The 24333-nt window shown below is 71.0% G+C and carries 16 protein-coding genes; 8 read left to right on the top strand and 8 right to left on the bottom strand.

Going from position 1 to position 24333, the window contains the following annotated elements; translation table 11 throughout:
- Window positions 1-184 precede the first annotated feature (184 nt).
- Genes egtA through egtD form a run of 4 tightly spaced genes read left to right on the top strand, consistent with a single transcriptional unit; the run spans window position 185 to window position 4612 of the window.
- A complete protein-coding gene (gene egtA / locus ACWC91_RS08740) occupies window positions 185-1534 on the top strand; it encodes an ergothioneine biosynthesis glutamate--cysteine ligase EgtA (protein WP_225076784.1) in 1350 nt (449 codons plus the stop codon).
- Complete coding sequence (egtB, locus tag ACWC91_RS08735; RefSeq protein WP_450640379.1) at window positions 1531-2862, top strand: ergothioneine biosynthesis protein EgtB; 1332 nt, start codon at window positions 1531-1533, stop codon at window positions 2860-2862. Before egtA ends, egtB begins: the two co-directional genes overlap by 4 nt.
- Window positions 2862-3653, top strand: a complete 792-nt coding sequence (egtC, locus tag ACWC91_RS08730; protein WP_450640381.1) for an ergothioneine biosynthesis protein EgtC — start codon at window positions 2862-2864, stop codon at window positions 3651-3653. Before egtB ends, egtC begins: the two co-directional genes overlap by 1 nt.
- Window positions 3650-4612 (top strand): L-histidine N(alpha)-methyltransferase, encoded by a 963-nt coding sequence (gene egtD / locus ACWC91_RS08725; RefSeq protein WP_450640382.1) that lies wholly within the window; start codon window positions 3650-3652, stop codon window positions 4610-4612. The genes egtC and egtD overlap by 4 nt, the downstream gene beginning before the upstream one ends.
- A 136-nt stretch (window positions 4613-4748) precedes the next feature.
- Here egtD and ACWC91_RS08720 read toward each other — a convergent pair whose 3' ends face one another.
- Complete coding sequence (locus ACWC91_RS08720; RefSeq protein ID WP_225076788.1) at window positions 4749-5996, bottom strand: extracellular solute-binding protein; 1248 nt, start codon at window positions 5994-5996, stop codon at window positions 4749-4751.
- Between the two features lie 256 nt (window positions 5997-6252).
- Here ACWC91_RS08720 and ACWC91_RS08715 point away from each other — a divergent pair, with 256 nt between their 5' ends.
- Window positions 6253-6468: a dodecin gene (locus tag ACWC91_RS08715; protein WP_225076789.1), complete on the top strand. Its 216-nt coding sequence runs from the start codon at window positions 6253-6255 to the stop codon at window positions 6466-6468.
- 170 nt (window positions 6469-6638) lie between these two features.
- On the opposite strand, the gene ACWC91_RS08710 is transcribed toward ACWC91_RS08715, so the two are convergent.
- A complete protein-coding gene (locus ACWC91_RS08710) occupies window positions 6639-7130 on the bottom strand; it encodes a phosphatase domain-containing protein (RefSeq protein WP_450640385.1) in 492 nt (163 codons plus the stop codon).
- Window positions 7131-7225: 95 nt separating this feature from the next.
- On the opposite strand from ACWC91_RS08710, the gene ACWC91_RS08705 reads away from it, so the two are divergent.
- Window positions 7226-7459 carry a hypothetical protein gene (locus ACWC91_RS08705; protein WP_225076791.1) on the top strand — a complete coding sequence of 78 codons (234 nt, stop codon included), beginning with the start codon at window positions 7226-7228 and terminating at the stop codon, window positions 7457-7459.
- A 10-nt stretch (window positions 7460-7469) separates the two neighbouring features.
- Here ACWC91_RS08705 and ACWC91_RS08700 read toward each other — a convergent pair whose 3' ends face one another.
- Window positions 7470-7763 carry a hypothetical protein gene (locus ACWC91_RS08700; protein WP_225076792.1) on the bottom strand — a complete coding sequence of 98 codons (294 nt, stop codon included), beginning with the start codon at window positions 7761-7763 and terminating at the stop codon, window positions 7470-7472.
- A 92-nt stretch (window positions 7764-7855) separates the two neighbouring features.
- Complete coding sequence (locus ACWC91_RS08695) at window positions 7856-8329, bottom strand: universal stress protein (RefSeq protein ID WP_450640387.1); 474 nt, start codon at window positions 8327-8329, stop codon at window positions 7856-7858.
- A 110-nt stretch (window positions 8330-8439) separates the two neighbouring features.
- On the opposite strand from ACWC91_RS08695, the gene ACWC91_RS08690 reads away from it, so the two are divergent.
- On the top strand, window positions 8440-9039 hold the full coding sequence (locus tag ACWC91_RS08690) for a DinB family protein (RefSeq protein ID WP_450640388.1): 600 nt from the start codon (window positions 8440-8442) through the stop codon (window positions 9037-9039).
- A 131-nt stretch (window positions 9040-9170) separates the two neighbouring features.
- Here the strand turns inward: ACWC91_RS08690 and drmC are convergent, their stop codons facing one another.
- The 3 genes from drmC to drmA are packed head-to-tail and all read right to left on the bottom strand — an operon-like array spanning window position 9171 to window position 15675.
- Window positions 9171-9965 (bottom strand): DISARM system phospholipase D-like protein DrmC, encoded by a 795-nt coding sequence (gene drmC, locus ACWC91_RS08685; protein ID WP_450640389.1) that lies wholly within the window; start codon window positions 9963-9965, stop codon window positions 9171-9173.
- The gene (gene drmB, locus ACWC91_RS08680; protein ID WP_450640390.1) at window positions 9962-11854 is read right to left on the bottom strand and encodes a DrmB family protein; all 1893 of its coding nucleotides are present in this window, start codon (window positions 11852-11854) and stop codon (window positions 9962-9964) included. Before drmB ends, drmC begins: the two co-directional genes overlap by 4 nt.
- The gene (gene drmA, locus ACWC91_RS08675; protein WP_450640392.1) at window positions 11851-15675 is read right to left on the bottom strand and encodes a DISARM system helicase DrmA; all 3825 of its coding nucleotides are present in this window, start codon (window positions 15673-15675) and stop codon (window positions 11851-11853) included. The genes drmB and drmA overlap by 4 nt, the downstream gene beginning before the upstream one ends.
- Window positions 15676-15853: 178 nt before the next feature.
- Here drmA and ACWC91_RS08670 point away from each other — a divergent pair, with 178 nt between their 5' ends.
- Window positions 15854-18025, top strand: coding sequence for a UvrD-helicase domain-containing protein (locus ACWC91_RS08670; protein ID WP_450640393.1), 2172 nt, complete (start codon window positions 15854-15856; stop codon window positions 18023-18025).
- Between the two features lie 88 nt (window positions 18026-18113).
- On the opposite strand, the gene ACWC91_RS08665 is transcribed toward ACWC91_RS08670, so the two are convergent.
- The gene (locus tag ACWC91_RS08665) at window positions 18114-24179 is read right to left on the bottom strand and encodes an AAA domain-containing protein (protein WP_450640395.1); all 6066 of its coding nucleotides are present in this window, start codon (window positions 24177-24179) and stop codon (window positions 18114-18116) included.
- Window positions 24180-24333: the final 154 nt, after the last annotated feature.

The following is a 24333-nucleotide window of genomic DNA, read 5'->3' as shown; positions in this document are numbered from 1 at the left end:
CCGGGCCCCGGCACCGCGGGTGAGCGTCTGAAATATCGCGGATACGGAGATTTGGCGCCACGATTGTCGCGATTTGCACCCTTGTGCGAATCGGCCGGAGGGTTTTGGCTGGGACGGTGCGGCCCCGGCCCGGCCCTCCGACCGCCGGGCCGGTGGCATGGTGGAATCTCAGGAGGATCCCGACATGTCCGATGCGCAACCCACCTCGGCGGGTGGCTGTGCGGAACCCCGTACCGCCGTCACCGAAGCCGAGGCCCAGGCTCTGGTCAGCGGCATCTGCTTCAAGACCGGACCGCCCCGCACCCTCGGGGTCGAAGTGGAATGGCTCGTCCACGAGCTGCGTACGCCGCGGCTCCCCGTCACACCCGAACGTCTCGAAGCGGCCTACGCCGCACTGCGGACCATGCCCCTGAGGTCGGCGTTCACCGTCGAACCCGGCGGCCAGCTGGAGTTGAGCTCGCCGCCCGCCGCCTCCCTGATGGAGTGCATCGGTACCGTCTCCGCCGACCTCGACACCGTCCGCGCCGTACTGGCCGAGGACGGACTCCGTCTCGTCGGTGTCGGCCACGATCCCTGGCACACCCCCCGCAGATTCCTGCGCGAGCGGCGCTACGACGCCCTGGAGGCCTGCCTGGACCGCTCCGGCCCGGCCGGCCGGCACATGATGTGCGCCTCGGCGTCCGTGCAGGTCTGCGTGGACGCCGGCCACGAGGAGCCCGGACCGCTCGGCCACGGGCGCCGCTGGTGGCTGGCGCACCACCTGGGCGCGGTGCTGGTGGCCGCGTTCGCCCACTCCCCGCTGGTGGCGCGGCGCCCCACCGGCTGGCTCTCCACGCGGCAGCTGATGTGGATGGAGATCGGCCCGGGCCGGGCCGGCGCCCCCGCGCTGAACGGCAGCCCCCGCACCGCCTGGGCCCGGCACGTGCTGGACGCGCCTGTGATGTGCGTACGGCACGAGGACCGGCCGTGGGAGGTGCCCGACGGGCTCACCTTCCGCAGGTGGATCAGCTCGCGCCGGCCGAGGCCGCCGACCCGGGAGGATCTCGACTACCACCTCACGACGCTGTTCCCGCCGGTCCGGCCGCGCGGCCATCTGGAACTGCGCATGATCGACGCGCAGCCCGGCGACGACGGGTGGATCGTGCCGCTGGCCGTCACCGCGGCGCTCTTCGACGACGCGGAGGCGGCGGAGACCGTCTACCGGGTGGTGAAGCCCCTCGCCGAGCGGTCCGGGCCACTGCCCGCGCCGCACAATCCGCTGTGGGCCGAGGCGGCCCGCTCCGGGCTCGCCGACCCCGACCTGCGCGAGGCCGCCGTCGCCTGCTTCGCCGCCGCCCTGGAGGCCCTGCCCCGGCTCGGCGCCACCACCGAGGTCACGGACGCCGTCGCCGCGTTCCAGGACCGCTACGTCCGCCGGGGCCGCTGCCCCGCCGACGACCTGCTGGACCGGCTGCACGGCTCGGAGAACCCCAGGTCCGGCCTCCGTACGACCCGGGGAACCCCCACCGCCCACGGGAAGGACATCGCGCCATGACCGATCCCGCCCTCGACGCCGATACGTTCGACGCCGAGACGCTGCGCGAGCGCGCGCTGCGCTCGCTCACCAGGGCCCGTGACCGCACCACGCTGCTGACCACCTGCGTGGAGGAGCCCGACCTCACCGCCCAGCACTCGCCGCTGATGTCCCCGCTGGTCTGGGACCTCGCCCACATCGGCAACCAGGAGGAGCTGTGGCTGCTGCGGGCGGTCGCCGGCCGCGAGGCGATGCGCCCCGAGATCGACAGCCTCTACGACGCCTTCGAGCACTCGCGTGCCGAACGCCCCTCGCTGCCGCTGATGGCCCCCGACGAGGCCCGCGGCTACGCGTCCGAGGTGCGCGGCCGGGTGCTGGACGTACTGGAGTCCACCGCGTTCCACGGCACCCGGCTGACCGAGGCGGGCTTCGCCTTCGGCATGATCGCGCAGCACGAGCAGCAGCACGACGAGACCATGCTGATCACCCACCAGCTCCGCCGGGGCCCGCAGGCCCTGACCGCGCCGGACCCGGAGCCGGCCCCGCCGTTCACCGGTTCGCCCGAAGTCCTCGTCCCCGGCGGCCCGTTCACCATGGGCACCTCCACCGAGCCGTGGGCGCTGGACAACGAGCGCCCCGCGCACGTGCGCGAGGTGCCGCCGTTCCGGATCGACACCACCCCGGTGACCAACGCCGCCTACCAGGCGTTCGTCGAGGACGGCGGCTACACCGAGCCCCGCTGGTGGGCACCGGACGGCTGGACCCACATACGGCGGCACGGCATCGACGCGCCGCTGTACTGGCGGCGTGACGGCGGGCAGTGGCTCCGGCGCCGGTTCGGCGTCACCGAGGCCGTACCGCCCGACGAGCCCGTGCTGCACGTGTGCTGGTACGAGGCCGACGCCTACGCCCGCTGGGCCGGGCGCCGGCTGCCCACCGAGGCCGAGTGGGAGAAGGCGGCGCGCCACGACCCGGCGACCGGGCGCTCGACGCGCTACCCGTGGGGCGACGCCGACCCCACGCCGGAGCACGCCAACCTCGGCCAGCGGCACCTGCGCCCGGCCCCGGCCGGCAGCTATGCGGCCGGGGAGTCGCCGCTCGGCGTACGGCAGTTGATCGGGGACGTGTGGGAGTGGACGGCGAGCGAACTCACCCCCTACCCGGGCTTCACCGCGTTCCCGTACAAGGAGTACTCGGAGGTGTTCTTCGGGCCCGAGTACAAGGTGCTGCGCGGCGGTTCGTTCGCCGTGGACCCGGTGGCCTGCCGGGGCACGTTCCGCAACTGGGACTACCCGATCCGGCGGCAGATCTTCTCCGGGTTCCGCACGGCCCGCTCGGAGGCCAACTGATGTGCCGTCACCTGGCGTATCTGGGACCCGAGGAGCCGCTCGGCCGGTACCTGGTGGAACCGGCGCACAGCCTGTACCGGCAGGCGTGGGCGCCCCGGTACCAGCGGCACGGGACGGTCAACGCCGACGGCTTCGGGGTGGGTTGGTACGCGGAGGGCGACCCGGTGCCGGCCCGCTACCGCCGGGCCGGGCCCATCTGGGCCGACCTGTCCTTCGCCGACCTGGCCCGGGTCGTACGCACCTCGGCGCTGCTCGCCGCGGTGCGGGACGCGACCCTCTCGGGCGCGGACGCGGAGGCCGCGGCGGCGCCGTTCGCCGCGGGCACCTGGCTGTTCAGTCACAACGGCGCCGTCACCGGCTGGCCGGACTCGCTCGCCGCGGTGTCCCGTACCCTGCCGCCGCGCGACCTGCTGGCGCTGGAGGCCCGCAACGACTCGGCGCTCGTGTGGGCACTGGTGCTGGCCCGGCTCCGCGGCGGTGACGAGGAGGGGCAGGCGCTCGCCGACACCGTCCTGGAGGTCGCCGCGGCGGCCCCCGGCTCGCGGCTCAACCTGCTGCTCACCAACGGCGAGACGATCACCGCGACCGCCTGGGGCGACAGCCTGTGGTACCTGGCCGAGCCCGGCCGCCGCACGGTGGTGGCCTCCGAACCCTACGACGACGACCCGCACTGGGTTGAGGTGCCCGACCGCGCCCTGCTCGCGGCGAGCCGCACGGACGTCCTGCTCACCCCGCTGAAGGACCCCACCGAGGACCTGGCATCCGCACGATCCGAGGAGCCCCGCACGTGAGTGAGTTCCGTATCACCCGTACCCTGCCCGAGGACGCCATGGCCGCGGCCCTGCGCGCCGACGTCCAGAACGGCCTGACCTCCGACCCCAAGACGCTGCCGCCGAAGTGGTTCTACGACGCGCGCGGCAGCGAGCTGTTCGAGCAGATCACCGAACTGCCCGAGTACTACCCGACCCGTGCCGAACGGGAGATCCTCGCCGGCCGGTCCGCCGAGATCGCCGCCGCGCTGCCCGCCCGCACCCTCGTCGAACTGGGCTCCGGTTCCTCGGAGAAGACGCGCCATCTGATCGACGCGCTGCCCCGGCTGCACACCTACTTCCCCGTCGACGTCAGCGACACCGCGCTGGAACAGGCCGGGCGGGCCCTGGTCGCCGAGCGGCCCGGACTGAACGTCCACGCGCTGATCGCCGACTTCACCGCCGCCCTGGCCCTCCCCCACTCCCCAGGCCCACGGCTGCTGGCGTTCCTCGGCGGCACCATCGGCAATCTGCTGCCCGGCGAACGCGCCGAGTTCCTCGCCTCGGTGCGCGCCCTGCTCTCCCCCGGCGACGCGCTGCTGCTCGGCACCGACCTGGTCAAGGCCGAGGACGTGCTGGTCGGGGCGTACGACGACGCCGCCGGAGTGACGGCCGCGTTCAACAAGAACGTCCTGAGCGTGGTCAACCGCGAACTGGGCGCCGACTTCGAGCCGGACGCCTTCGACCACGTGGCGCTCTGGGACGCGACGAACGAGTGGATCGAGATGCGGCTGCGTTCGCGCATCGCGCAGACGGTGAAGGTGCCCGCGCTCGATCTCGCCGTGCACTTCGCGGCGGGCGAGGAGCTGCGCAGCGAGGTGTCGGCGAAGTTCCGCAAGGACGGGGTGAGCGCGGAACTTGCCGCCGCGGGGCTTGGGTTGGAGCGGTGGTGGACCGACGGCGAGGAACGCTTCGCGCTGTCGCTGAGTGTGGCGCGGTGACTTGGGCCGGTGACGGGGCGGGAACCGGGCGCCGTTGAGGCCCTCCGAGTCCTCCGAGTCCTCCGAGTCCTCCGAGCCCACCGGGCCGTGGCCTGGGCCTGGAGGACTCGGGGGCCATCGCCCGGGGCCCCAGGGGTTACGCCAACTGCTCGGTGATCCGCTGTGAGGCGCGGCGGGCCTCCGTCAGCGGGTCGCCGCCGGAGAGCACCTTCGTCATGTAGTCCTTGATCGGGTTGTCGGCCTCGACCGTGGCCCACTGCGGCGTGTTGGGGGTCGCCCGGCCGTGTGCGGCGCCCGCCGCCATGGCCGCGACCCCCTCCTCGTCCGCGACGGCGGCGGCGAGCTTCGTCTTGTTGGGGACGTAGTTCATGGTGCGGGCGAGGTCGGTGTCCCACTTGGCGTCGGTGAGGGCGGCGACCACGGCGACGGCGCCGTCCCGGTCGGTGGTGTTACGGGGCACGACGAGGTCGGAGCCGCCGGTGAACACCGTGCCCGGCCGGGCGGCGGTCCTGCCCGGCACGGGGAAGAAGCCCAACTTGTCCTTGAGGTCGGGGTTCTTCTCCACGATGGTCTGGGCGAGGCCGGGCACCGCCACGATCTGCGCCACCTTCCCCTCGGCGAACACCTCCGCCTGCGGCGGGTGTTCCTCGTCGGCGTCGACCGGACCCCGGCCCAGCGCCTGGAGTTGCCGGTAGAAGTCCATGCCGCGCAGCGCGGCGGCACTGTCCAGGGCGCCCTTCCAGCCGCTGTCGGTCTCCGTGGCGAGGTCGCCGCCCTCGTCCCAGATGAAGCCGGAGAGCGTGTACCAGTCCTGTCCGGCGAGGTAGATCCCCTGGTCGGTCGCGGAGTTGAGCTTCTCGCTCGCGGCCAGCCACTCGGTCCGGGTACGGGGCGGCTTGGTGATGCCCGCCTGCTCGAACAGGTCCTTGCGGTAGATGACGACCCGGTTGGCCGCGTACCACGGGATGCCGTACTGGGAGGAGTTGTCCAGCCCCGGTTCGGCCAGGCCGGGCAGCCAGTCGCGCATGCCCCAGTCCCGCATCGACTCCAGCGTCAGGTTGGTCAGCCTGCCGCCCTTGGCGTACTGCGCGACCTGGGTGTTGCCGACCTCGATGACGTCGGGGCCGCCCTCGGAGCGATTCGTGAGCGCGGCCTGCACCTTGGGACCGATGCCGGTCCACTCCTGGATGCGGATGTCGAGACGCAGGTCTCCGTGGGTGCGTTCGAAGTCCTCGGTGAAGCGCTCCAGGAAGTCCTGCGACGCGCTGCCCTTCATCATCCACACGGTGACGGTGTGCCGCCCGCTTCCGCCTGGAGACAGCACGCCGCAGGCGCTGACCAGGAAGGAGGACGCACACACCAGAGCGAGGAGGCGAGGTCTCACGAGGGGTCCTGTTCTTTCCGACGCACAGGGAAGGGGCCCGACGTGGGGGGACGAGCAGGGGCTCGCGCGGGTGTGGCTGCGATTTTGGTATGGACCAATGCCCGGGTCAAGTGATGTCCCGCTTGCCGCACTTCTTCGTCTCGCGCCCCGCCTCCGCATACGGCACGGTGGAGTGACGCGCGCCACACGCGCGCCCGGAAGTCGTGACGCCCCTTACTCGCGTCACCGGCGCCGCCCGCCGAGAGGAGCCACCCTCATGACCGACCACACCTACCGGGTCACGGAGATCGTCGGCAGCTCGCACGAAGGCGTCGACCAGGCCATCCGCAACGCCATCACCCGCGCCTCGCAGACCCTGCGCAACCTGGACTGGTTCGAGGTGACCCAGGTCAGGGGCCAGATCGAGGACGGGCGGATCGAGCACTACCAGGTCGGCCTGAAGGTCGGCTTCCGGATCGAGGAAGCGGACTGACGCGCCCGCGTCCGCCGCTCTCGTACGTCACTCACCCTCGTACGGCCCCCTCGTACGTCCCCCTCGTACGTCCCTCTCGTACGGCCCCCTCGTACGTCCCTCTCGTACGGCCCTCTTGGCGCGTGCGACTTGGCGCGTCCCACTCGATGCGTGGCTGGCCCTCCCCCGGCTCAGGTACGCCCCTTGCTCTCCTGCGCGGTCCTCAACTCGGCGGACGGCGCCGTCCAGCGGGCGCGCAGGACGCGGAACCCCGCCTGCTGGGCGTCCTCGCACACCAGCTCGTCGTCGTCCACGAGGACACGGACCTCCCGGTCGCGGGCGAGCCGACGCAGGATCTCCAGCTTGGTGCGGCGGGCCGGCCTGCGGTCGCCGTCGCGTCGCATGTGCAGGCGCCCCTCGGGCAGCCCGTGGGCGGCCAGCCAGTCCAGGGTGTCCCGGCGGCACCGCTCGGGCCGCCCGGTGAGGTACACGACCTCGCACTCCGCCGCGCTCCGGCGGACCAGCTCCACGCCCTGCCCGATGGGCGGATCGTGGGGCGCGGCCGCGAAGAAGGCGTCCCAGTCGCGCGGGCGGCGCCGGAGGAAGCGCTGCCGGTGCGCCGTGTCGGCGAGGGTGTTGTCCAGGTCGAACACGGCGAGCGGCCGTCTGTTGCTGTCCGTCACCCCGACAGCGTAGTCGGGCCCCCCGCGGAGCGGGCCTGGGCGCGGACCGCCGCCGTCCGGATGCGGCGGCGCGGCCCGCATCCGATGCTGGGTACATGCCCCGACCACTGCCCGTGATCGTGCACCCGCCCTCCCCGACGGGCGGCCGGCGTGTCCGCGTGAACGGCGAGATCCTGGGGCTGGCCTACAGCGTCGCCGATGTCGCCGAGTTCCTGCGCCGCGCGGGGCTGGACGTCGATCCCGTGGAGGTCTCGGTCTCCCCGCTGATCGACTGGCGCGGGGGCGGCCCGGAGTACTGGGGTCCCGAACCCGACGACACGCGCGCCTGAGCGCCGCGGTTCAGGTCGTCTCCCTCACCCGCGTCTGCCGGACGGTGGCTCCGCCGCCCGCGCTGACCGCGGCCACCACGGCCTGGTGCAGCTCCCGGCTGTGCCGCTCGGTACGGCAGGGAACGGGGCTTCCGGTCAGGGTGAACCACTCGGTGGTCCCGGTGTACCCGACCGTCACGTCCGCCTCGTTCCCGTCCCAGGTCGTGTGGACGGTCAGATTGCCGGTCACGACACCGGCCTCGTCCGTTCGTACGCCGCCCCGGCCGGTGAAGACCCCGGGGGTGGTCCAAGATGCCCAGGCCATGCCGTCAACCTTCTTCCCGTCTCCTGTGCTCGGGTCCCGCACGCTTTCCACAGTCGCCCGGCAGCCCCCGTGCGTCATAGGGCCACATGGCCTCACCGCACGCCGCCGGCCCCATGGGCGGTGCCCGGTACGGGGCCGCGGATGACGACCACGGGGCACTCCGCGTGCTGAACGAGGTGCTGGCCGACCGACCCCAGCAGCGCCTCGGTGAACCCGCCGTGGCCCCGGTTCCCCACGACCAGCAGCTCCGCTCCCCGGGAGGCCGCGAGCAGCACGCCCGCCGGGTTCCCCTGCTCGACCCGGGTCCGGATCTCGACCGGCCGGTCGGGACCGAAGGTCTCGTCGAGCGTCTGCGCGAGGATCTTCGCCGCGTTGTCCGCGAAGTCGAACCCGGCGGCCAAGGCGCTCGTGCCGTACCACATCGGGTACTCCCACGCCGTCACCGCCTCCACCACGGCACCCGTCAGAGCGGCCTGCCGCGCCGCCCACCGCAGAGCGTCCTCCGACGGCCCCGAGCCGTCGACACCGACCACGATCCGCGGAACGGACACCGCCCGCTCACCCATGACGCACCTGCCTCGGATCCGTACCTTCAGCTTGTCGCCCGCACCCGTCCCACGCACCCGGGGGGGGCAGGCCGGACCCGTTGTCAGCGGCGGCTGGAAGACTGCCCGGCATGATCGAAGCAGACCCGAAGGCGACCCTTCTCCGCTATCTGCAAGACGCCCGTGACGCCCTGCTGTGGAAGCTCGAAGGACTTTCGGAATACGACGTACGGCGCCCTCTGACTCCCACCGGCACCAACCTGTTGGGGCTGGTCAAGCACACCGCCGGCGTGGAACTCGGCTACTTCGGCGACACGTTCGGACGGCCGTACTTCAAGGGGGATCCGCCGCCCTGGTGGTACACGGAGAACGCCGAGCCCAACGCGGACATGTGGGCCACCGCGGACGAGTCGCGCGAGGAGATCACCGGGCTGTACCGGCGGGCGTGGGAGCACGCGGACGGGACGATCGCGCGGCTGCCGCTCGACGCGACCGGTCACGTCCCGTGGTGGCCGGAGGAGCGGCGAGAGGTGACCCTGCACCACGTCCTGGTCCGCGTGCTGTCCGACACCCAGCGGCACGCCGGCCACGCCGACATCGTCCGGGAACTCATCGACGGGACCGTAGGCCTGACGAAGAGCGCCGACAGCATCCCTCCGGGCGATCGCGCCTGGTGGGAGAACCACCGGCGCCGGCTGGAGCACGCCGCACGGGAGGCGGACGAGGGCTGAGAAGGCTGATCCCGCCTCGGCTGTGTCGGGACAGCGGACTGGGCGTGAGTACGAAGGGCAGCCCCTTCTTCGCAACAACGAAGTGCGCGAAGGCGGGGCTGCGCACGTCCTGCGACTCAGTATGCTCGCGGTCACGGACGACGGGACGCTTTTGTGCGCCCCACGGTATCCATGGGCTGGAGTACCCCCATCCTTTGCAGCTCGACGACATGCTCCGCCGCGCGTCGAGGTGCTTCACCACCGCTCACGAGCACCCCCGCCTCGATGTTGCGTCGGGATGCGGACTCAGTGAGGTTGGCGCTGCCCAGGAAGAGGGTGCTGCGGTCAGCGACCGCGAGTTTCGCATGCTGACGCGACTGGACATGCACGGACCGGTCACGCGCCCAATGCCAAAGGCGCAGGCCGGGTACCGACGCGAACGCGTCGGCCGGCTCCCGCCCCGAGAGCAGGCCGCGCGCGCCGGCCAGTGTCTCGACCACGATGTGTGTCTCCACTCCCCGGGACGTGGCCTCGGTCAGAGCGCGCGTCAGCGCCGGGTACGGGCGGGCCGCGTAGGTCATGATCACCAGTTCCTCGTGGGCCTGGTCGATGACCTCGATAAGCACTTGGGCGGTGGCGCGTACAGGGACGTCCGACGAGGAGGGTCCACTCCACACCGTGCGGACCTGAACCGTATCCCTGGCCCGCAGCATGGCGGCGACGTAGCCCCGCACGTAGGCGGCCGCCTCGGCCAGGGGGACCGCCTCAGCTTCCATGGCGTCGTAGACCTCGGCGACGGCGGGAGCAACTCCCGAGGTCGCCAGTTCGGTCAACGCCCGCTCTTTGGAACGTCGTTGTGCCAGCAGGCCAACCAGGTCCTTGCCTCGGGACAGTCCGAGGGCCGCCACGGCGGCCTCGACGGCGGCCTCGAACCGGTGCCGGCTCACGGCAACAGGCCGGTCGGCGTCAGCACCGGTTCCTTTTCACCGGACAGCGGAACGAGGAAGCGGCGGTCCAGGAACCGGTTGCCGCGTTCGCAGGTGGTTTCCGACACGAAGAGGCAGACGTGGCACGCGGCTCCATGGAGGTAGTCCTCGGGGTCGTGCGGCAGACGCTCGGAGCAGAGCGGGTCGGCAGAGCAGTGCCCGGCATCCGCCAGGGCACGCCGTACGATCCGCTCGAACTCACGCTCCTCGGCGAGTGAGACCAGGCCTCCGAGCGTTCCCTCGGAGTCCGGAACGGCCGTGTAGATGAGGATGCCCGTTCGCGGGTTCTGGTCGTCTCCCGCGTAGATCCGTTCGGCGAGGGAGGCCGAGTTGTAGCCGCACTCCAGGGCGATGGTGCGGATCAGCAGATGGGAGAGGGTGTGCAGGGCTATGTACCTGGGCCCGGGCCAGCCTTGGTGGGGGTCGAAGTCGCTGGTCATGCGGTCCGACTTGCGGTTGACGCGGAAGCGGCCGTACGCCTCCCGATGTGCCTCCATCTGCGGTGACTTCTCCATTCGGGCAACCCAATCCGCCATCAGGTCGCCCCGGACCCGCAGGAAGATGCCTTCGCCGCGCACCTCACTGGCCGGTACCCACCTTTGTCTGCCGCGGGACAGCTCCACGCGGGTGGCGATCTCCGGCGACTCGGGATCGGGGGCGTCGAGCCGGGTGAACCCGATCAAGGCGCGTGCCTCGCGCAGCCGCTCGACCTGACGGAGGTCGGAGAAGAAGTCGCCCAGGTGAGCGGGAACGGCGACCTGGCGCAGAGCGAAGTCGTCGCCGGGCGTCGGGACGGGGCCGGAAAGCGCGTCCCATTCAGGGCCGAAAAGATCAGCCTGGACCTCCGGTGCGGAGGGTGCGGGCCCCTCACTGCCCTGCTTGCGCGCCACGACGGCCGCGAAGACCGCATCGGCGTCGAACGCCTTCAGGAACCCGTACGCGGGCAGGCCGGCCATGAAGTCGAGCTGGCCCCGGTCCGTGATGGTCCGCAGTTCGGGCCAGTGGTCTTCGAGCAGCTTGTCGATGTCCCCGCCCTGTCCCTTGGGCAGGGCCAGGGCGCTGAGGGTGAGTGGGAACCACTGGTTGGACGCGCCCGCGACCATGAGGACCGGGTCGCGGTCGCAGCCGTTCGGCTCGTACGTGCCCAGGTGCGGGTGGCGTCCACGGCACTGCGGCAGTTTGCTGCGGCCTTTCTCACCCATGGCCTCCCTGATGTTGCGCTTGCCACCGCAGGCCACACACTCGATGGTCACGTTGGCAGCCTGGTTGCCACCGTGGTCCTTCATGCGCAGCTTCGGGCGCGGCATCTTGCCACAGGGCCGTCCATGGTGGACGTAGGCGGTGTAGGGGAACTCGTCGAGGTGGCCGTTCGTGCAGACCAGGGTGAAACGGGCGGCCACCGCGAGCGGCTTCCCGCGCTTGCAGTCGTGGACGAACCGTGCCTCGTGCGGTGCGCGTGGATTGGTGTTGACGAAGGCGAACTCGTCGGAGTCGACCGCCGCCAGGATGTTGCAGGCGGTGCAGCGCAGCCACTGGGGAAACGGTGCGACGGGCACTCCGACTCCCTGGGCGGCGAAGCCTCTGGGGTCCGTGTCCCCGCCCTCCAGCCAGGGCGCGGCGCGCAACTGGTCGATCTGGCCGCGCCCGTGACGTTGGAGGGACCGGTTGACGGCGGCGCGCAGCCGGGGTTCGTCGATGTCGTAGTCGGTGACGCCGGAGTAGCTCCAGGAGTCGAGCCCCCTGACCAGGACGGAGAAGTTCGGCATGTCGACGAGGGAGCCGATGCCGGCGGTGAACATCAGGTGGCTGGGGCGGACCGCGCCGACCCTGCGGTTGAGGTTGCTGCTCATCGCTGTGCCTTCCTGGCCGGGGTGGCGGTGGAGCCGTATTCGTCGCTGTCAACGACGACTTCCGTGTCGTGATCGGTGTCCGGGCCGGTTTCGGACGCGCCGAAATTCCAGTCGGGGCCGGCTCCCGAGGGTTCGTCGAGGAAGCCGCCACCGGGAACCAGAAGGTTGATCTCGTTCTCGGTCTCGCGCATGGACATGCCGACGGTCAGCTCGGTCCACCGGGTGCCGTCGGCCCGCTTCAGCAGTCCGTCCACAGTCGTGGACTTGTGCTTCTCCTTGCGGTAGCCGAGAGAGGAACTGCTCTCGTCACGCCTGCGGCGCCATTCGTCCTTGAGCCGTTCCAGTCGTTCGCTCAGGTACTGCCGGGCGCGGTCATTGCCGACGCGTTCGGCTCGTTCCAGGAACCGGCGCTCGACGTCCTGGCCGATCGGCCCGTCCAGATCGACGGTGTGGGCGTCCAGGTTACGGGAGGCGTCGTACGCGGCATGCCGCAGCGCAGCGACGTATGTGGCGGCGACGCCCCGGTCGAGGGCGCGGCGGGTGAACGGGGTGACCGACAAGGCCTCGACCTGGCGGTAGAAGGTGGCGTGGTAGTGCTCGAAGTCCTCGAAGTGGGCGAGATCCCTCGGACGTGACCAGTTGTAGAGGGTGACGACGAGACCGGGCCGGGCAGCGTCACGGCCCACGCGCGAGGACGCCTGGATGTACTCGGCGGTGTTCTTGGGCTGGCCGACCACCAGCATCAGACCGAACCGGGAGACGTCGACGCCCACTTGCAGCATGGAGGTGGCGAGGACGACGTCGACGGCCTGTCGGGTGCTCGGGGTCATCCTGACGCGGGGTTCGCGCTTCTCCTTCACGGCGACCGCGTACTCGCGGAGGAACGCGCGGCGCCGCACGGAGGTGTCGCGCTCGGGGTCGAACTCGGTTTCCAGGCGTTTGAGCGCGGCGCCGATGTCGGCGGAGGAGATGCGCGAGGTCAGTTCCTGGATGTTGAGCATGCCGGCCTTGCTGACGATGCGTTCGGCCAGGGTGTCCTGGCCCTTGCGGCTGCCGTTGGAGCGCACGCGGGTGGTGATGTCGTCGTCCATGTACCGCCGCATTCCCGCGAGTTCGCGGGTGGCGTTGAAGTAGCCGACGAGGGTCATGTAGGGGTCGGCCGGTCTGCCGTAGTCGTCGAAGAGCTGTTGCGCCGCGAGCAGCAGGATCTCGGCGACCCGGATCTCCGCGGCCTTGAGGCGCGTGCCGTGCGCGCAGACGCCCAGGTAGCGGCGGCCGGGGTTCTCACGGCTCAGCTCCACCTGGCGGGAGAAGAACGTGTCACCGACGTCCAGGACCTGCGGCGGGAACACGGCGACCTTGCGGCCGAACACGCCCAGCACCTGGTCGGCGGCCCGCTTGGTGGTCGCCGTCGATGCGACGATCTTGGGCCCGACCTCGTGGCGGTCTCCCCGGGCGTCGGTGAAGCTCCAGGTGCACAGTTGGTCGACGGCGGCTTCGAAGAGACCGACGGTGGTGCCGAGCGCGCCGGAGATGAGGTGCAGCTCGTCCTGGATGATCAGGTCCGGCGGACGCAGACGGGTGACGGGTTGCGCGGTGACGCCGGGAAGGCTGCCCTTGGCGTTGTGGCGGCCGCCGCATCCGGTCTTCGCGTCGAGGTCGTCGTGGCGGTAGCCGTGCCGGGGACACAGCTCGGTGACCCTGCCGAACAGCAGCCCGGCGTACCCGTTCCACGGGAGCTGGGCGAACTTGTCCACCGTCGCGATCAGCAGTGACGGGGCGAGGCGGTAGATCTCCTCGTCGACGGTGAGCACGGGAATGCCTTCCCCGGGCGCCTCGCGCCGCGAGAAGGGGCAGCGGTCCTCTCCCTCCCCGCGCGGGCAGTACAGCAGAACCCGGCGCCGTCCCTCGTCGTACTCCATGTGCGCGCGTGCGGTCAGCCCGGTCCCGCACCACGGGCAGGTGAGCACTTGGAGCACCCGGGCGTGCTTGTCGCTCGCGCTCTCCCGGGCCTCGGCGATCTGTTCCTTGGCCTCGTCGAACCAGTTGGGCGAGACGGAGGTTCCGACCCAGAGCCCGATGCGGAACGGGGTGGCGCCCCAGCGGACGTCCCGTACGAACTCCTCCCGGCGCAGCACCTCGCACGCGCTGACCAGGGCCGCGGCGCGCTGGAACTGCTGTGCGGTCAGCAGGCGCAGGGTGTAGCGCATGAGGACACCCACGCCTGCCTCGCCGCTGCGGGCCTGCGCTCCGGAGCCGACCGTGCCCTGCAGGCGGCGCAGCGCGAAGGTGTAGGCGGCCAGACCGAGGTATGCCTCGGTCTTGCCACCACCGGTCGGGAAGAACAACAGGTCGACGAGTGCTTCGCGGCCGGTGCCGCGGTGTGGGTGGCCCGGACGGCTGAGGGAGTCCAGATTCAGCAGCACGAAGGCGAGCTGGAACGGGCGCCAGCTGGCCGCTGCCTTGCCCTTGGCATGGATCTCCTCGTACGCCTCCAGATATGAGGCGGGATCGTCCTCACGACCGGCTCGGGCGGCGGCTACGGCGGTGTTGCGGCGCTGGAGTGCCATGGCCCGGTTGGCGAACCGGAAGGCGTCGAGGGCGGTGTCGTCGGCCACGAGCCGGTCGATGCCGAGCGTTATCCGGTCGCAGATCTCCAGCGCCTGCTCGATGGCGACTTCGGCCGATTCCCGTAGGTCCTCGGGGAGCGAACGGGCGTTGTGCCGCTGCTGCTCGAGCCAGGTGCCGTAGCCGTCGGCCAGCGGGGCGAGAGCGGCGCTGAGTTCGGTGCGGCGGGTGGGCACCGCGAGGGCGGCAAGTTCGTCCATGCCCAGTTCGAGCCCGCGGAGCAGGTCCTGCTCCTCCAGGGTCGGTGCGGTGGTGGCCCGGACATCGTACTCGGGGAGCCAGGTGGTCGTCAGGCGGTGGGCGTTGCGCTCGCCGTCGCGCACGTGGGCGTGCACGGCCACGTTGCGGCCATTGGCGTGGCTGAGACTGTCCCGGTAGAGGAGGCGGAGCCGCCGCTCCTCGGCGTCCTCGGGCGCGTTCTGGCGGTTGGCCGGATCGAGTGGGTCGTCGACGGGGAGGAAGACGGCTGCCTGGTCGTCGGGAAACGCGGTGACGTCGATTCCGGTCTGGAACAGCCAGTGGGCGTCGCGGGCTTCGCGGCTGTCCTGCTGCCGGTTCACGAGGGCGAGTTCGACGACACGCAGGTCCTCGGCTGCGGTCCGGCCCGTGTGTCGTCGTACCTGTACGTCCAGGAGGACCACGTCGCCCTCGAGTTCACGTGTCCGGCCCCCTGTGCCGGTCACATCGACGTCCACCACATGCCGGACAGGCTCGCGCGACCAGACCCGGCGGGTCGTGCCCCGGTCCGACGCCTCTTCCGACTGCGTGTAACGCCCCCAGCAGACCTCGACGGTGAGCGTGCCGACCGAGGCCGGGACCGTGAAGGACAGTCCCATGGACGACGCCCATATGTGGCCGGCGGCCTGTGGGCTGAGCCGGTCCTGGAGGCCGGTGTCGTCGCCTTCCTGCTCGTCGCCCGAGTCACTGTCCGCGCTCTGGGCGGCCGCGCGGGCGATCCGGTCGGCGGTGACGGTGTCGGGCCGGGGCCCGAGCATGCCCACGAGGTAGCGGTCGCGCGGTCCGGAGGACCCACCCGGCAGGGTCTCCGTCTCTCCGTCCCAGGGCCCGAGGAGGTCGCGGCGAATGTAGGTCACCAGTCCGTCCCGCACCGTGTACGAGTCCCCGGCGCGAAATGTCTGGGGAACTTCGTCCAGCGGGTGCGGGACAGCGGCCTGGGCTGGCTGGGCCGGCATGAGAAGGATCCTTCCGGACGGGTCCGATGGGCGCGAACGCGGATTGCTCCGAAGCCATGAGCAATATAGGACGTTGACTCAGTTCACACAACGATTAGGGGAGGCTCCAGAGCTCGACTCCGAACCGGGTCTCTAGTCTGGACCCCGACCGCCGTCCGTCAGCGACCCGAGGATGCCCATGCCCCGTCTCGCCCTCTCCGACGACTTCGTCGCGGACCTCATCTCCCTGCAGAGACCCGTCCAGAAGGAAGTCGGCGACGCGATCCAGATGTTCCGGAGCATGACGGTTCCCCAGCTCCACGCCAGCAAGGGCATGCACCTGGAGAAGCTCGAGCGGTCGCGGGACCCCCGGATCCGCACCATCCGCATCACCAAGTTCTACCGCGGTGTCCTGCTGGCCCCCGACGACGGCAGCGAGCTTTTCATCCTGCTCAGGGTCGCTCCCCACGACGAGGCCATCAACTGGGCCTGCAAACGCGCCTACTCGGTCAACGGTGCCACCGGAGGCGTGGAGGTGCGCAACGTCGAGGCGCTCGAACAGATGGAGACCTATTTCGAGACGAAGGCGGTCGCCGTTCCGACGCGTCTGTTCGCGGACCACTCCGACACCGTGCTGCGCGATCTCGGCATCGACGAGCAGGTCCTGCGCCTCGCCCGGGTCTGTGTCACCGCCGATGACCTGACGGTCATGGCACCGCCCATGATGCCCGCCGACCAGTACGAGGTCCTGTGGTTCCTTGCGGACGGCTGGTCGGCCGAGGCGGTCTGGGAGCAACTGATTGCTCCCCGCGGGCAGACGGTCCGCACGGCTGAGGAGCGGCCCGCGGTCACTCTCAGCGAGGCGATCCTCAACACGCCCAACCGCATCGTGGAGGTGACGGGTCCCGGCGAACTGGAGCGCATCCTCGTCGAGGATTTCACCCGCTGGCGTGTATTCCTCCATCCCGCACAGCGACGCCATGCCTACCACCCCGGCTTCAACGGCCCCGCCCAGGTCACCGGCGGCCCCGGCACCGGCAAGACCGTGGTTGCCCTGCACCGGGTACGGCACCTGCTGCGTACCGGTCTTGAGGGCGAGCGCATTCTGCTCACCACCTTCACCAACGCCATGGCCGCCGCGCTGCGGGACAACCTGGCGCTCCTCCTCGGCGACACCGACGCACACCTGCTGGACCGCGTCGATGTCACCACGGTGGACTCCTTGGCGGCCCGGGTGGTCCGGGAGGCGCGCGGCAGCGCCCCGAAGCCCCTGTCATCCGCCGCCGAGAAGAGCGCCTGGACCCGCGCCATCGGACGCGAGGAACTCCCCTGGACCGAGCAGTTCCTGTCTCAGGAGTTGCGCAACGTCGTTCTGGCCCAGGGGCTGCGCACCCCCGAGGAGTATCTGCGCTGCGTGCGCAAGGGACGGGGCACCCAGGTCGGACGGGTGCAACGGGCGCGGCTGTGGCGCGTCATGGAACGGTTCACGGTGGATCTCGCCTCGCGTGACTCGGCGACGTACACCCAGCTGTGCGACCAGGCAGCCCGGATTCTGACCGAGGGCGGTCCGCGCTACCGCCACGTCGTCGTGGACGAGGCCCAGGATCTCCATCCGGCACAGTGGCGGGTCCTCCGCGCCTGCGTGGCTCCCCAGTCCGACGACATGTTCCTGGTGGGCGACCCGCATCAGCGCATCTACGACTCCCGGGTCTCGCTGCGGTCGTTGGGCATCGGCGTCCGTGGGCGTACGGCACGACTGCGCGTCAACTACCGCAGCACCGAGGAGATCCTGCGCTGGTCCGCCGCGCTTCTCGATGGTCAGTCGGTGGGCCGGCTCGGTGAGGACGACGAGGAGGACGGCGGCCGCGACTCGTTGCGGGGCTACCGCTCCGAGCTGCACGGGAGAGTTCCGGTGGCTCGCGGACACGGCAGCCAGGACGACGAGCTGCGGGCCCTGGTCGAACAGATCCGGACCTGGATCGACCAGGACGGTGTCAAGCCGTCCGAGGTGGCGGTGTGCGCCCGGTTCAACACGCTCGTGGACGCGGTCATCACTCGTCTGCGCCGGGAGCACATAGCGGCGGTCGCGGTCAAGGACAATCCGGGTCCCGACGTGTCCGGAGTCCGCGTGGCCACCATGCACGCGATGAAGGGGCTGGAGTTCCGGTGTGTGGCCGTCGTGGGAGTGACGTCGAACGTCCTGCCGTTCGCCCCGCAGGTGACGCCTGCCGACGTCGACCCCGTCCAGCACCAGTCGGATCTGCTGGCCGAGTACTGTCTGCTGTTCGTGGCGTGCACGCGGCCCCGGGACGCGTTGGCCATCTCGTGGAGCGGTGAGCGCAGCCGCATGCTGGATCCGGTCACCGGGTGATGGCCGCGCGACCCCGTCGCCCGGCACCCGAAGCACGGGTCGGTACGGCGGGGCCGCGGCAAACTCAATCCGGTCGGACCGCGTGCGTTCAGACCCGGATCTCCCGGACCACGACCGCACGCGTACGCCCCTCCGAGGCGTCGTAGGAGATCTGACGCCCCCGCGGCTGCCACATCAGCGCGTGCCCGAGCGGCGACGAGGGAGAGACGATGTCCGCCTCGTCGGTGGGCAGTTCCGCGACGGTGTACAGAGTGTCGCCGTCGGTCTGCCCGTCGAACTCGAGCGTGAGCAGCGCACCGGGGAACACGACCCTCGGCACATCCGTCTCTCCCCCGACGCGGACGGCGTCGATGAACGTCCGCAGGAAGTTGAGGCGTTGCGTACGACGGTCACGCTGATCCGCCTGCGTCCTCCTGAGGAAGGCCAGGTTCGCCGCGTCCACGCCGTCGGGAGTCTCGTCCGGAGCGTCGACGGCGGCCTGCAGCTGCTGCATCTCCCGGACCAGTCGTTGAAAGGCAGCGGGGGGAATCTCCTGGACGGGAAGCGCGCCCTGCCTGGCGGCCCCGGTCGGCGACACCGGAGGGTGCTCGGGCGCCGGGGCCGCGTTCCTCGCAGGCACGGGACGCGGAGCCGTGTCGGGACGAGCGGAGGGCGATGGCGCGCGCCCTGCGGGGACGGGAGCCGCCGCATTCCCCGCAAGCGACGACGCACGGGGAGCAGCATCTCGCGCGGGAGCCGACGCGAGTACGTCGTTCTCAGCCCGGACGGGCTCCGTGCCACGCTGCTCCGGGAAGTGGGCGAGGAGGTTCGTCGGGCTCTCCCCAGCGCCTACGGCTTCCCGGGATTCGGCCGCCGGGACCGGGGGGCCCGCGACCTCCCGTTCCACGGTCTGTCCCGACTCCTCGTCCCCGCTGTCCGGTTCGCCGGCTGACGAGTCCTCGGCCTGCCCCTCGTCTGCCAGGACAGCGGGCACCTCCGGTTCCTCCGAGACGGGCTCGATCCCCAGCCGTTCCAGCTCCGCCCACAGCGGCGCGAGCGCCTGCTCACGGTCGAGGTGGAACCGGCTGCCGCGAATGCGGACGAAGGTCCAGTCGACGCGCTCCAGGTCACGCTGCCGGGCGGCCGCCGTGGGCGCGTCCTCGCCCTCAGCGAAGGCGTCACCGTCGCAGGCGACGGCGAGTCTGCGGGTTCCGCCCTCCACGACCAGGTCGATGGTGTGCCGGCCGACCCGGTAGCCGGGCCGCACTCGGTAACCGCGGGTCGTCAGCTCCAGATACACCTTCTGCTGGAACAGGCTGTCGAACGCTTCGTGTCGTACGTCGGGCAGCACCTCGCCGTCGACCGCGACGGTGTCCTCCTCCGCGGGCCGGGTGAGGTGGTCGAGCCACCGCCGGCGCAGGTCGTTCTCGTGGAACTGTTCCGTGCGGGCGCTGTGGAACACCCACACCTGGTCCTGTGCTCGGGACGCCGCGACGTTGAGCCGCTGCTCGTACGTCTTTCCGTTGAACCCGCCGGGTACGGTACCGGCCGCGGTGGTGGCCGAGTTGACGCAGGAGACGAACATGACGTGCCGTTCGTCGCCCTGGAAGTCCTCGGCGTCACCGACCCGGATACGCCGATCCTCGCGCTGCTCGTAGTCGAGGCGTTCGGCGAGCAGGTTCTCCAGTTCCGTCAGGTGGCCCTTGGTGCCCCGGAGACTGACGACCCCCATGGTCTTCCCCTCGTACGCGGGGTCGGCGCAGCAGCGCACGACCGCTTCGACGAGTGCTTGCGCCTCCGCGGTGTTGACCAGCCGGTCGTTGCTGCCGAAGGCCTCGCCGCCCTCGACGTGCACCGTGCGGACCGGGGACAGCCGGTCCGCCCCGTACTGCCGCAGTGGCTGGAGCCGACGGTTGTAGCACAGCTCGTTGGAGAAGGAGATGATCTCCGGCATGCAGCGGAAGTGCTCCTTGAGCATGAGCGTGCCGCGGCCCGCCGAGAGCGCCTCGGTGAGGTCGAAGAAGCTGGAATCCGGGCCGAACAGGCTGCGCACGTCCGGCTCCAGCGCGGTGAGCAGCCGGTCCCTGAGGTGGAAGTACTCGTCCTGCTTGAGACCTACGTTGGAGGGGCTGACTTGCTTGCTGTCGCCGACAACGACCATCCGGTCGGCGAGCCAGCTCAGCAGCATGGCCTCGAGCCCCGACTGGCTGGCCTCGTCGACGATGACGACGTCGAACATGCCGGGCCGGTCCATGGGCACGGTCTCGGCGACCTGGTGCAGCGGCATGATCCAGGCCGGCACGGCCGTCTGTGCCTTGCGCAGCGCGGCCTGGGCGTCGCGCCGGTAGCGGTGCTGGTACTTGCCCTTGATGCGCCGGGCGGCTTGCTGGTAGGCGCTGAGCGCACGGGACTGGTCGCCGGTGAGCAGGCCGAGGCACCGGTGCCAGGCGCGTGCGGCGGCGAGCCGGGCGAGCATGATGCGGGCCTCGTCGTCGGCCTCCGTCAGCCGGCGGCGCAGGGTGCGTTCGGCCTCCGGGTCGGTGAGCCGTTCCATGCGGTCGTGCCATGCGGACCAGGCCCAGGCCTCGGTGAGCGTCGGCAGCCGTGTGTCCCAGGCAGTGTCCTCCGGCGCCTCGGTGATCCGCTCGGCGAACGTGGGAAACGCCTCACGGACTTTGGTGAGCGCTGTGTGCTGCTCGGCCCGCAGCCTGGCGGCCTCGCGGACCTCGGCGATCTCGTCGCTGAACTCACGGTAGCCATCGGGGTCCTGGGCCCGCACGGCGTCAAGGGCACGTGCGACGGCGGACGAGACGCCGGGCCGGTCGCTCCAGGAACGCAGCAGTTCCTCGGTGTCCGCGATGAGCCGGCGGGAGCGCTCGGCGGCACGCAGTGTCGTCGCCGCACGCAGCAAGGCGCGTACGGCGTTCTCGACGGACGTGTCGTGCCAGGTGGCGACGGCCAGTTCCGGTGAGGTGGCAGCGGCGGTGAGAACATCGGTGCGGGCGGTGGCGACGGCGCGAAGGGCTTGGAGTACCTCGGCGTCCTGTCGCAGGCGAGCCAGGCGCGGACCGTGTCCCTGCCAGGCGCCGACCGGGGTGCCCCACTCGGCCTCGACCTGGGCCAGACGCAGTTCGAGCTGGACGCGGGCGACGACGACGGCCGCGGTGGCGGTGTCCTCGGGGGCCCGCCCGTCGACCCGTACAGCGTCAACGAACGCGCCGACGGCCTTGGCCAGTTTCGTGCGCGTGCCGAGCGGCCCGCGCAGCTTCTGTCCCTGGGCGAGCCCGTTGTGCAGGGTGGTGGCCTGGCCCAGCGCACCGGCCGGATCGTACTGCTCCAAACCGCTGACCATCGCGGTACCCAGGGTGGCGAGCGAGGCGTCGACCGCCGCGAGGGCGTCGCTGACGGCGGCCTGCCGGCTGCGCGCCTGCCAGTCCTGCCCCGCGCTGACCTCCCTCAGGAGCGCCGCGGCCCACTCAGCGGAGGCGGCCGCGAGCGAGGCAGCGCGGGCCCGGGCGGCGGAGAACGCGTCGAGCGCCGTCGTCAGCCGCTGTTGTTCGGCTTCGCTCAAGCCCCGCACGGCTGTGTCGTACTGCCGGCTCAGCGGGTCCTGCCGTACCGCCTCGTGCGCTTCCTCGGCCGACCGTACGACGGTGACGGCCTCCTCGAAGTCGCTGGGGCCGGGCAGTTCGGAGGGGCCGGGCACTTCGGCCGCCAGGGCTTGGTGGTGCGGGGTGTAGGCGCGGGTGGCGTGCAGGAGCCGCAGCGCGTCGTCGGGGCCCAGGATTGGCTGCTCATGCGGTACCTCGCCGAGCCAGTCGTGTCGATCCCGCTCGGCGGTGAGGCGCTCGGCGATCTCCTGGAGGCTGCCGGTGTAGTCGCCGATCTCCGCCTCGAAGCGGTGGGTCTCCTGCTCGCGCACTACGGCGAGGTCGCGCAGCATGGTCTGCTGGGCGGACCGGGCCGAGGCGAGCCGTGCCTGGAGGGTGCGGATCTCCTTCTGGGAGGCTTTCGGGTCGTATCCGGCGTACTCGCTCAGGATCTTCTGCACGGACCCTTCGAGCTCGCGCTGGGCGGCCGCACCGTCCTCGGTTCGGCTCACGCACAGGTCGCGAACGGTCTCCGGCAGCTTGTCCCGAAGCACACGCAGGGCGCGCGGGGTGTGGCTGGTGATGAGGACCCGCTTGCCCTGCGCGAGCAGGTCCGTGACCAGGTTGGCGATGGTGTGCGTCTTACCGGTGCCGGGCGGACCCTGCACGACGACGAGCCGATTGGCTCGCAGACGTTCGGCGATGGTGCGCTGCTCCTCGTTGGCGGGGAGCGCGAAGTACATCTCGCCGGTGCCCGTCTCCGTTCCGTCGTCCTCGGCCGCTGCGAGATCGGCGGCGGTCAGGGCTCCGCCACGGCCGGCGATGTAACCGAGCAGCTCTGTGGGAGGGGTGCCCGCGTCGATCTGGCGGGCGATGGCCTTGAGTGCGTCGAGCGTCGAACGGCGGTTGCGCTCCCGCAGCACGAGTGCGGGCGTGAATCCGACCTGCGGCACCTCCAGGCTGCGCGGCCGGGCGCGCTCCACGGTGGGCGAGTAACCGCCGGCGCTGTGCGCGGCGTTGACCCAGCTGCGCAGCGCGGTGTGTACGGCGTCGAGGTGGTCGGGGTCGGTCACGTCGGAGGCGCTTTCCAGCACCTCGACGATTCCCTCGCGTACGGGCCCTGGAACGTGCTGGGCACCCTCCAGCATGCCCTCTTCCAGCTCCAGGCCCACGCCGGTCGGGTCCGGGGCAGCGGTGAGCGTACCGGTGGCGGGGTCGAGCTGGATCGTGGCCCGGTGCGTGATCAGATGCCGTTCCACGCGCTGGGCCCCGGCTGTCTGCCAGGTCAGCCGTCCGATTCCGAGCACGAGTTCGTACGCCTCGCCGAGGTTGGCGGCGTCCTCGTGCATCTTGTGCAGGCGGTCGTAGAGCTTGACGACGGGGTCGATGGCCCGGCGTCGCTCCGCCCACGCGAGCCACTCCTGTTCCCAGGCCGCGTACTGCTTCTCGATCTTCTCCCGCTTCGGATGCTCGTCCAGCTCGTGATAGGCCTTCTCGAGCGGGATTCCCCGGGACCAGTCGGGGAATTCGGGCTCGATACGCCGCCGCAGGTGAGGGGCGCGGGTCTGCTTGAAATCACGGATACGCGTCTCATCCACCCAGGGTGCGAGCAGGGGCTTGGGCTGCGGAGCGTCCTCGCGTTCGGGACGGGTGACGGTGAGCCAGGCCGGGTCGTCGGTGGAGAGCACGCCGTCGACCATCACCGCGACTTCGGAGGCGTCCGGCAGCTCGTCGAACCACACGGTGCCGGCGGCGCCGTCGAGCGTGCGGACCGGCCGGGCCTTCGACTCCTCCGCCTCGGCGAGGAACCGGAAGATCTGGCGGACGCGAGTGGCGTCGAGCTCGTTCGGGGACAGCCCCTGCGTCCGGACGGGTGCGGCGTGCGGCGTGGACGACTGGTCCGGACCGGTCGGCTGCGCAGGCACGGCCTGCAGTACGGGTCGGCCCGTGAGCTGGGAGACACCCGCTTCGGCGTTGCCGCCAGGGTCGCCCGTGGATTCCGGATCCGTGTCCGCGAACAGGGACTCCTGCCGCTCTCCGAACAGTGCTGCCTGGTCAGGGAGCTGGGGCGGTGCGGGCGTGGGACGCGTGGGCACGGTGTGCGCGATCGCCAGGCGGGGGTCGACGGGAGCCGGCGTGGTGGCCGCGGCTGTGGTGAAGGTGATGCTCTCGCGTTCGTGCCCGTATGCGAACCGGACCTCGATGTCCAACTCGTCGGCGGTACCGGCGGGAATGCTGTAGGCCCAAGTCACGGACATTCGACGGCCCTTGCGCAGCACACCTTCGAGTGACTCGTCGAGCACCTCGGTCTCGTAGTCCCGAACCTGGCGGCCCGTCTTGCCGTACGGCCCGCTCCGGACGAGGAGGTCGATGCCGTCCACGTCGATGGCCCGGTCCGTGCCATTGCTCAGGTACAAGGTGCATCGCACCAGGTCGTCGCCCTGTCGGTACCCGTGCGAGCCCTCGGGGTCGACCAGCTCGTACGGCTGCACGTCGTCGACCCTGACGTGCAGCCCGTCGTCGTACTGGTACACGGACCCGACCGGCTGCACTCCGTCGCCCAGGCCGCTCTCACCCTGGCTCACACGCCACCCCCACTGCTGCCGAGGGCCACAACGGTGGCCCGCCCTGTGAATCCCCGCCCCGGCCACACATCCATCTAGGTGTGAACTGAGCACACGCGCTGAGGGTACCAGGAGTAGCGACGCTCCCACAGCACGGGAAGCAGGAGGCGAAACA

Source organism: Streptomyces sp. NPDC001204 (genome assembly GCF_053598035.1).
This window is presented reverse-complemented; position numbering and strand designations above follow the sequence as displayed.

Excerpts from the sequence above, each read along its gene's own strand:
- egtB (WP_450640379.1), top strand. The coding sequence starts at position 1,531 with ATGACCGATCCCGCCCTCGACGCCGATACGTTCGACGCCGAGACGCTG.
- ACWC91_RS08690 (WP_450640388.1), top strand. The coding sequence starts at position 8,440 with ATGATCGAAGCAGACCCGAAGGCGACCCTTCTCCGCTATCTGCAAGAC.
- drmB (WP_450640390.1), bottom strand. The coding sequence starts at position 11,854 with ATGAGCAGCAACCTCAACCGCAGGGTCGGCGCGGTCCGCCCCAGCCAC.
- ACWC91_RS08670 (WP_450640393.1), top strand. The coding sequence starts at position 15,854 with ATGCCCCGTCTCGCCCTCTCCGACGACTTCGTCGCGGACCTCATCTCC.
- ACWC91_RS08715 (WP_225076789.1), top strand. The coding sequence starts at position 6,253 with ATGACCGACCACACCTACCGGGTCACGGAGATCGTCGGCAGCTCGCAC.
- egtC (WP_450640381.1), top strand. The coding sequence starts at position 2,862 with ATGTGCCGTCACCTGGCGTATCTGGGACCCGAGGAGCCGCTCGGCCGG.
- ACWC91_RS08700 (WP_225076792.1), bottom strand. The coding sequence starts at position 7,763 with ATGGCCTGGGCATCTTGGACCACCCCCGGGGTCTTCACCGGCCGGGGC.
- ACWC91_RS08705 (WP_225076791.1), top strand. The coding sequence starts at position 7,226 with ATGCCCCGACCACTGCCCGTGATCGTGCACCCGCCCTCCCCGACGGGC.
- ACWC91_RS08695 (WP_450640387.1), bottom strand. The coding sequence starts at position 8,329 with ATGGGTGAGCGGGCGGTGTCCGTTCCGCGGATCGTGGTCGGTGTCGAC.
- drmA (WP_450640392.1), bottom strand. The coding sequence starts at position 15,675 with ATGCCGGCCCAGCCAGCCCAGGCCGCTGTCCCGCACCCGCTGGACGAA.
- egtA (WP_225076784.1), top strand. The coding sequence starts at position 185 with ATGTCCGATGCGCAACCCACCTCGGCGGGTGGCTGTGCGGAACCCCGT.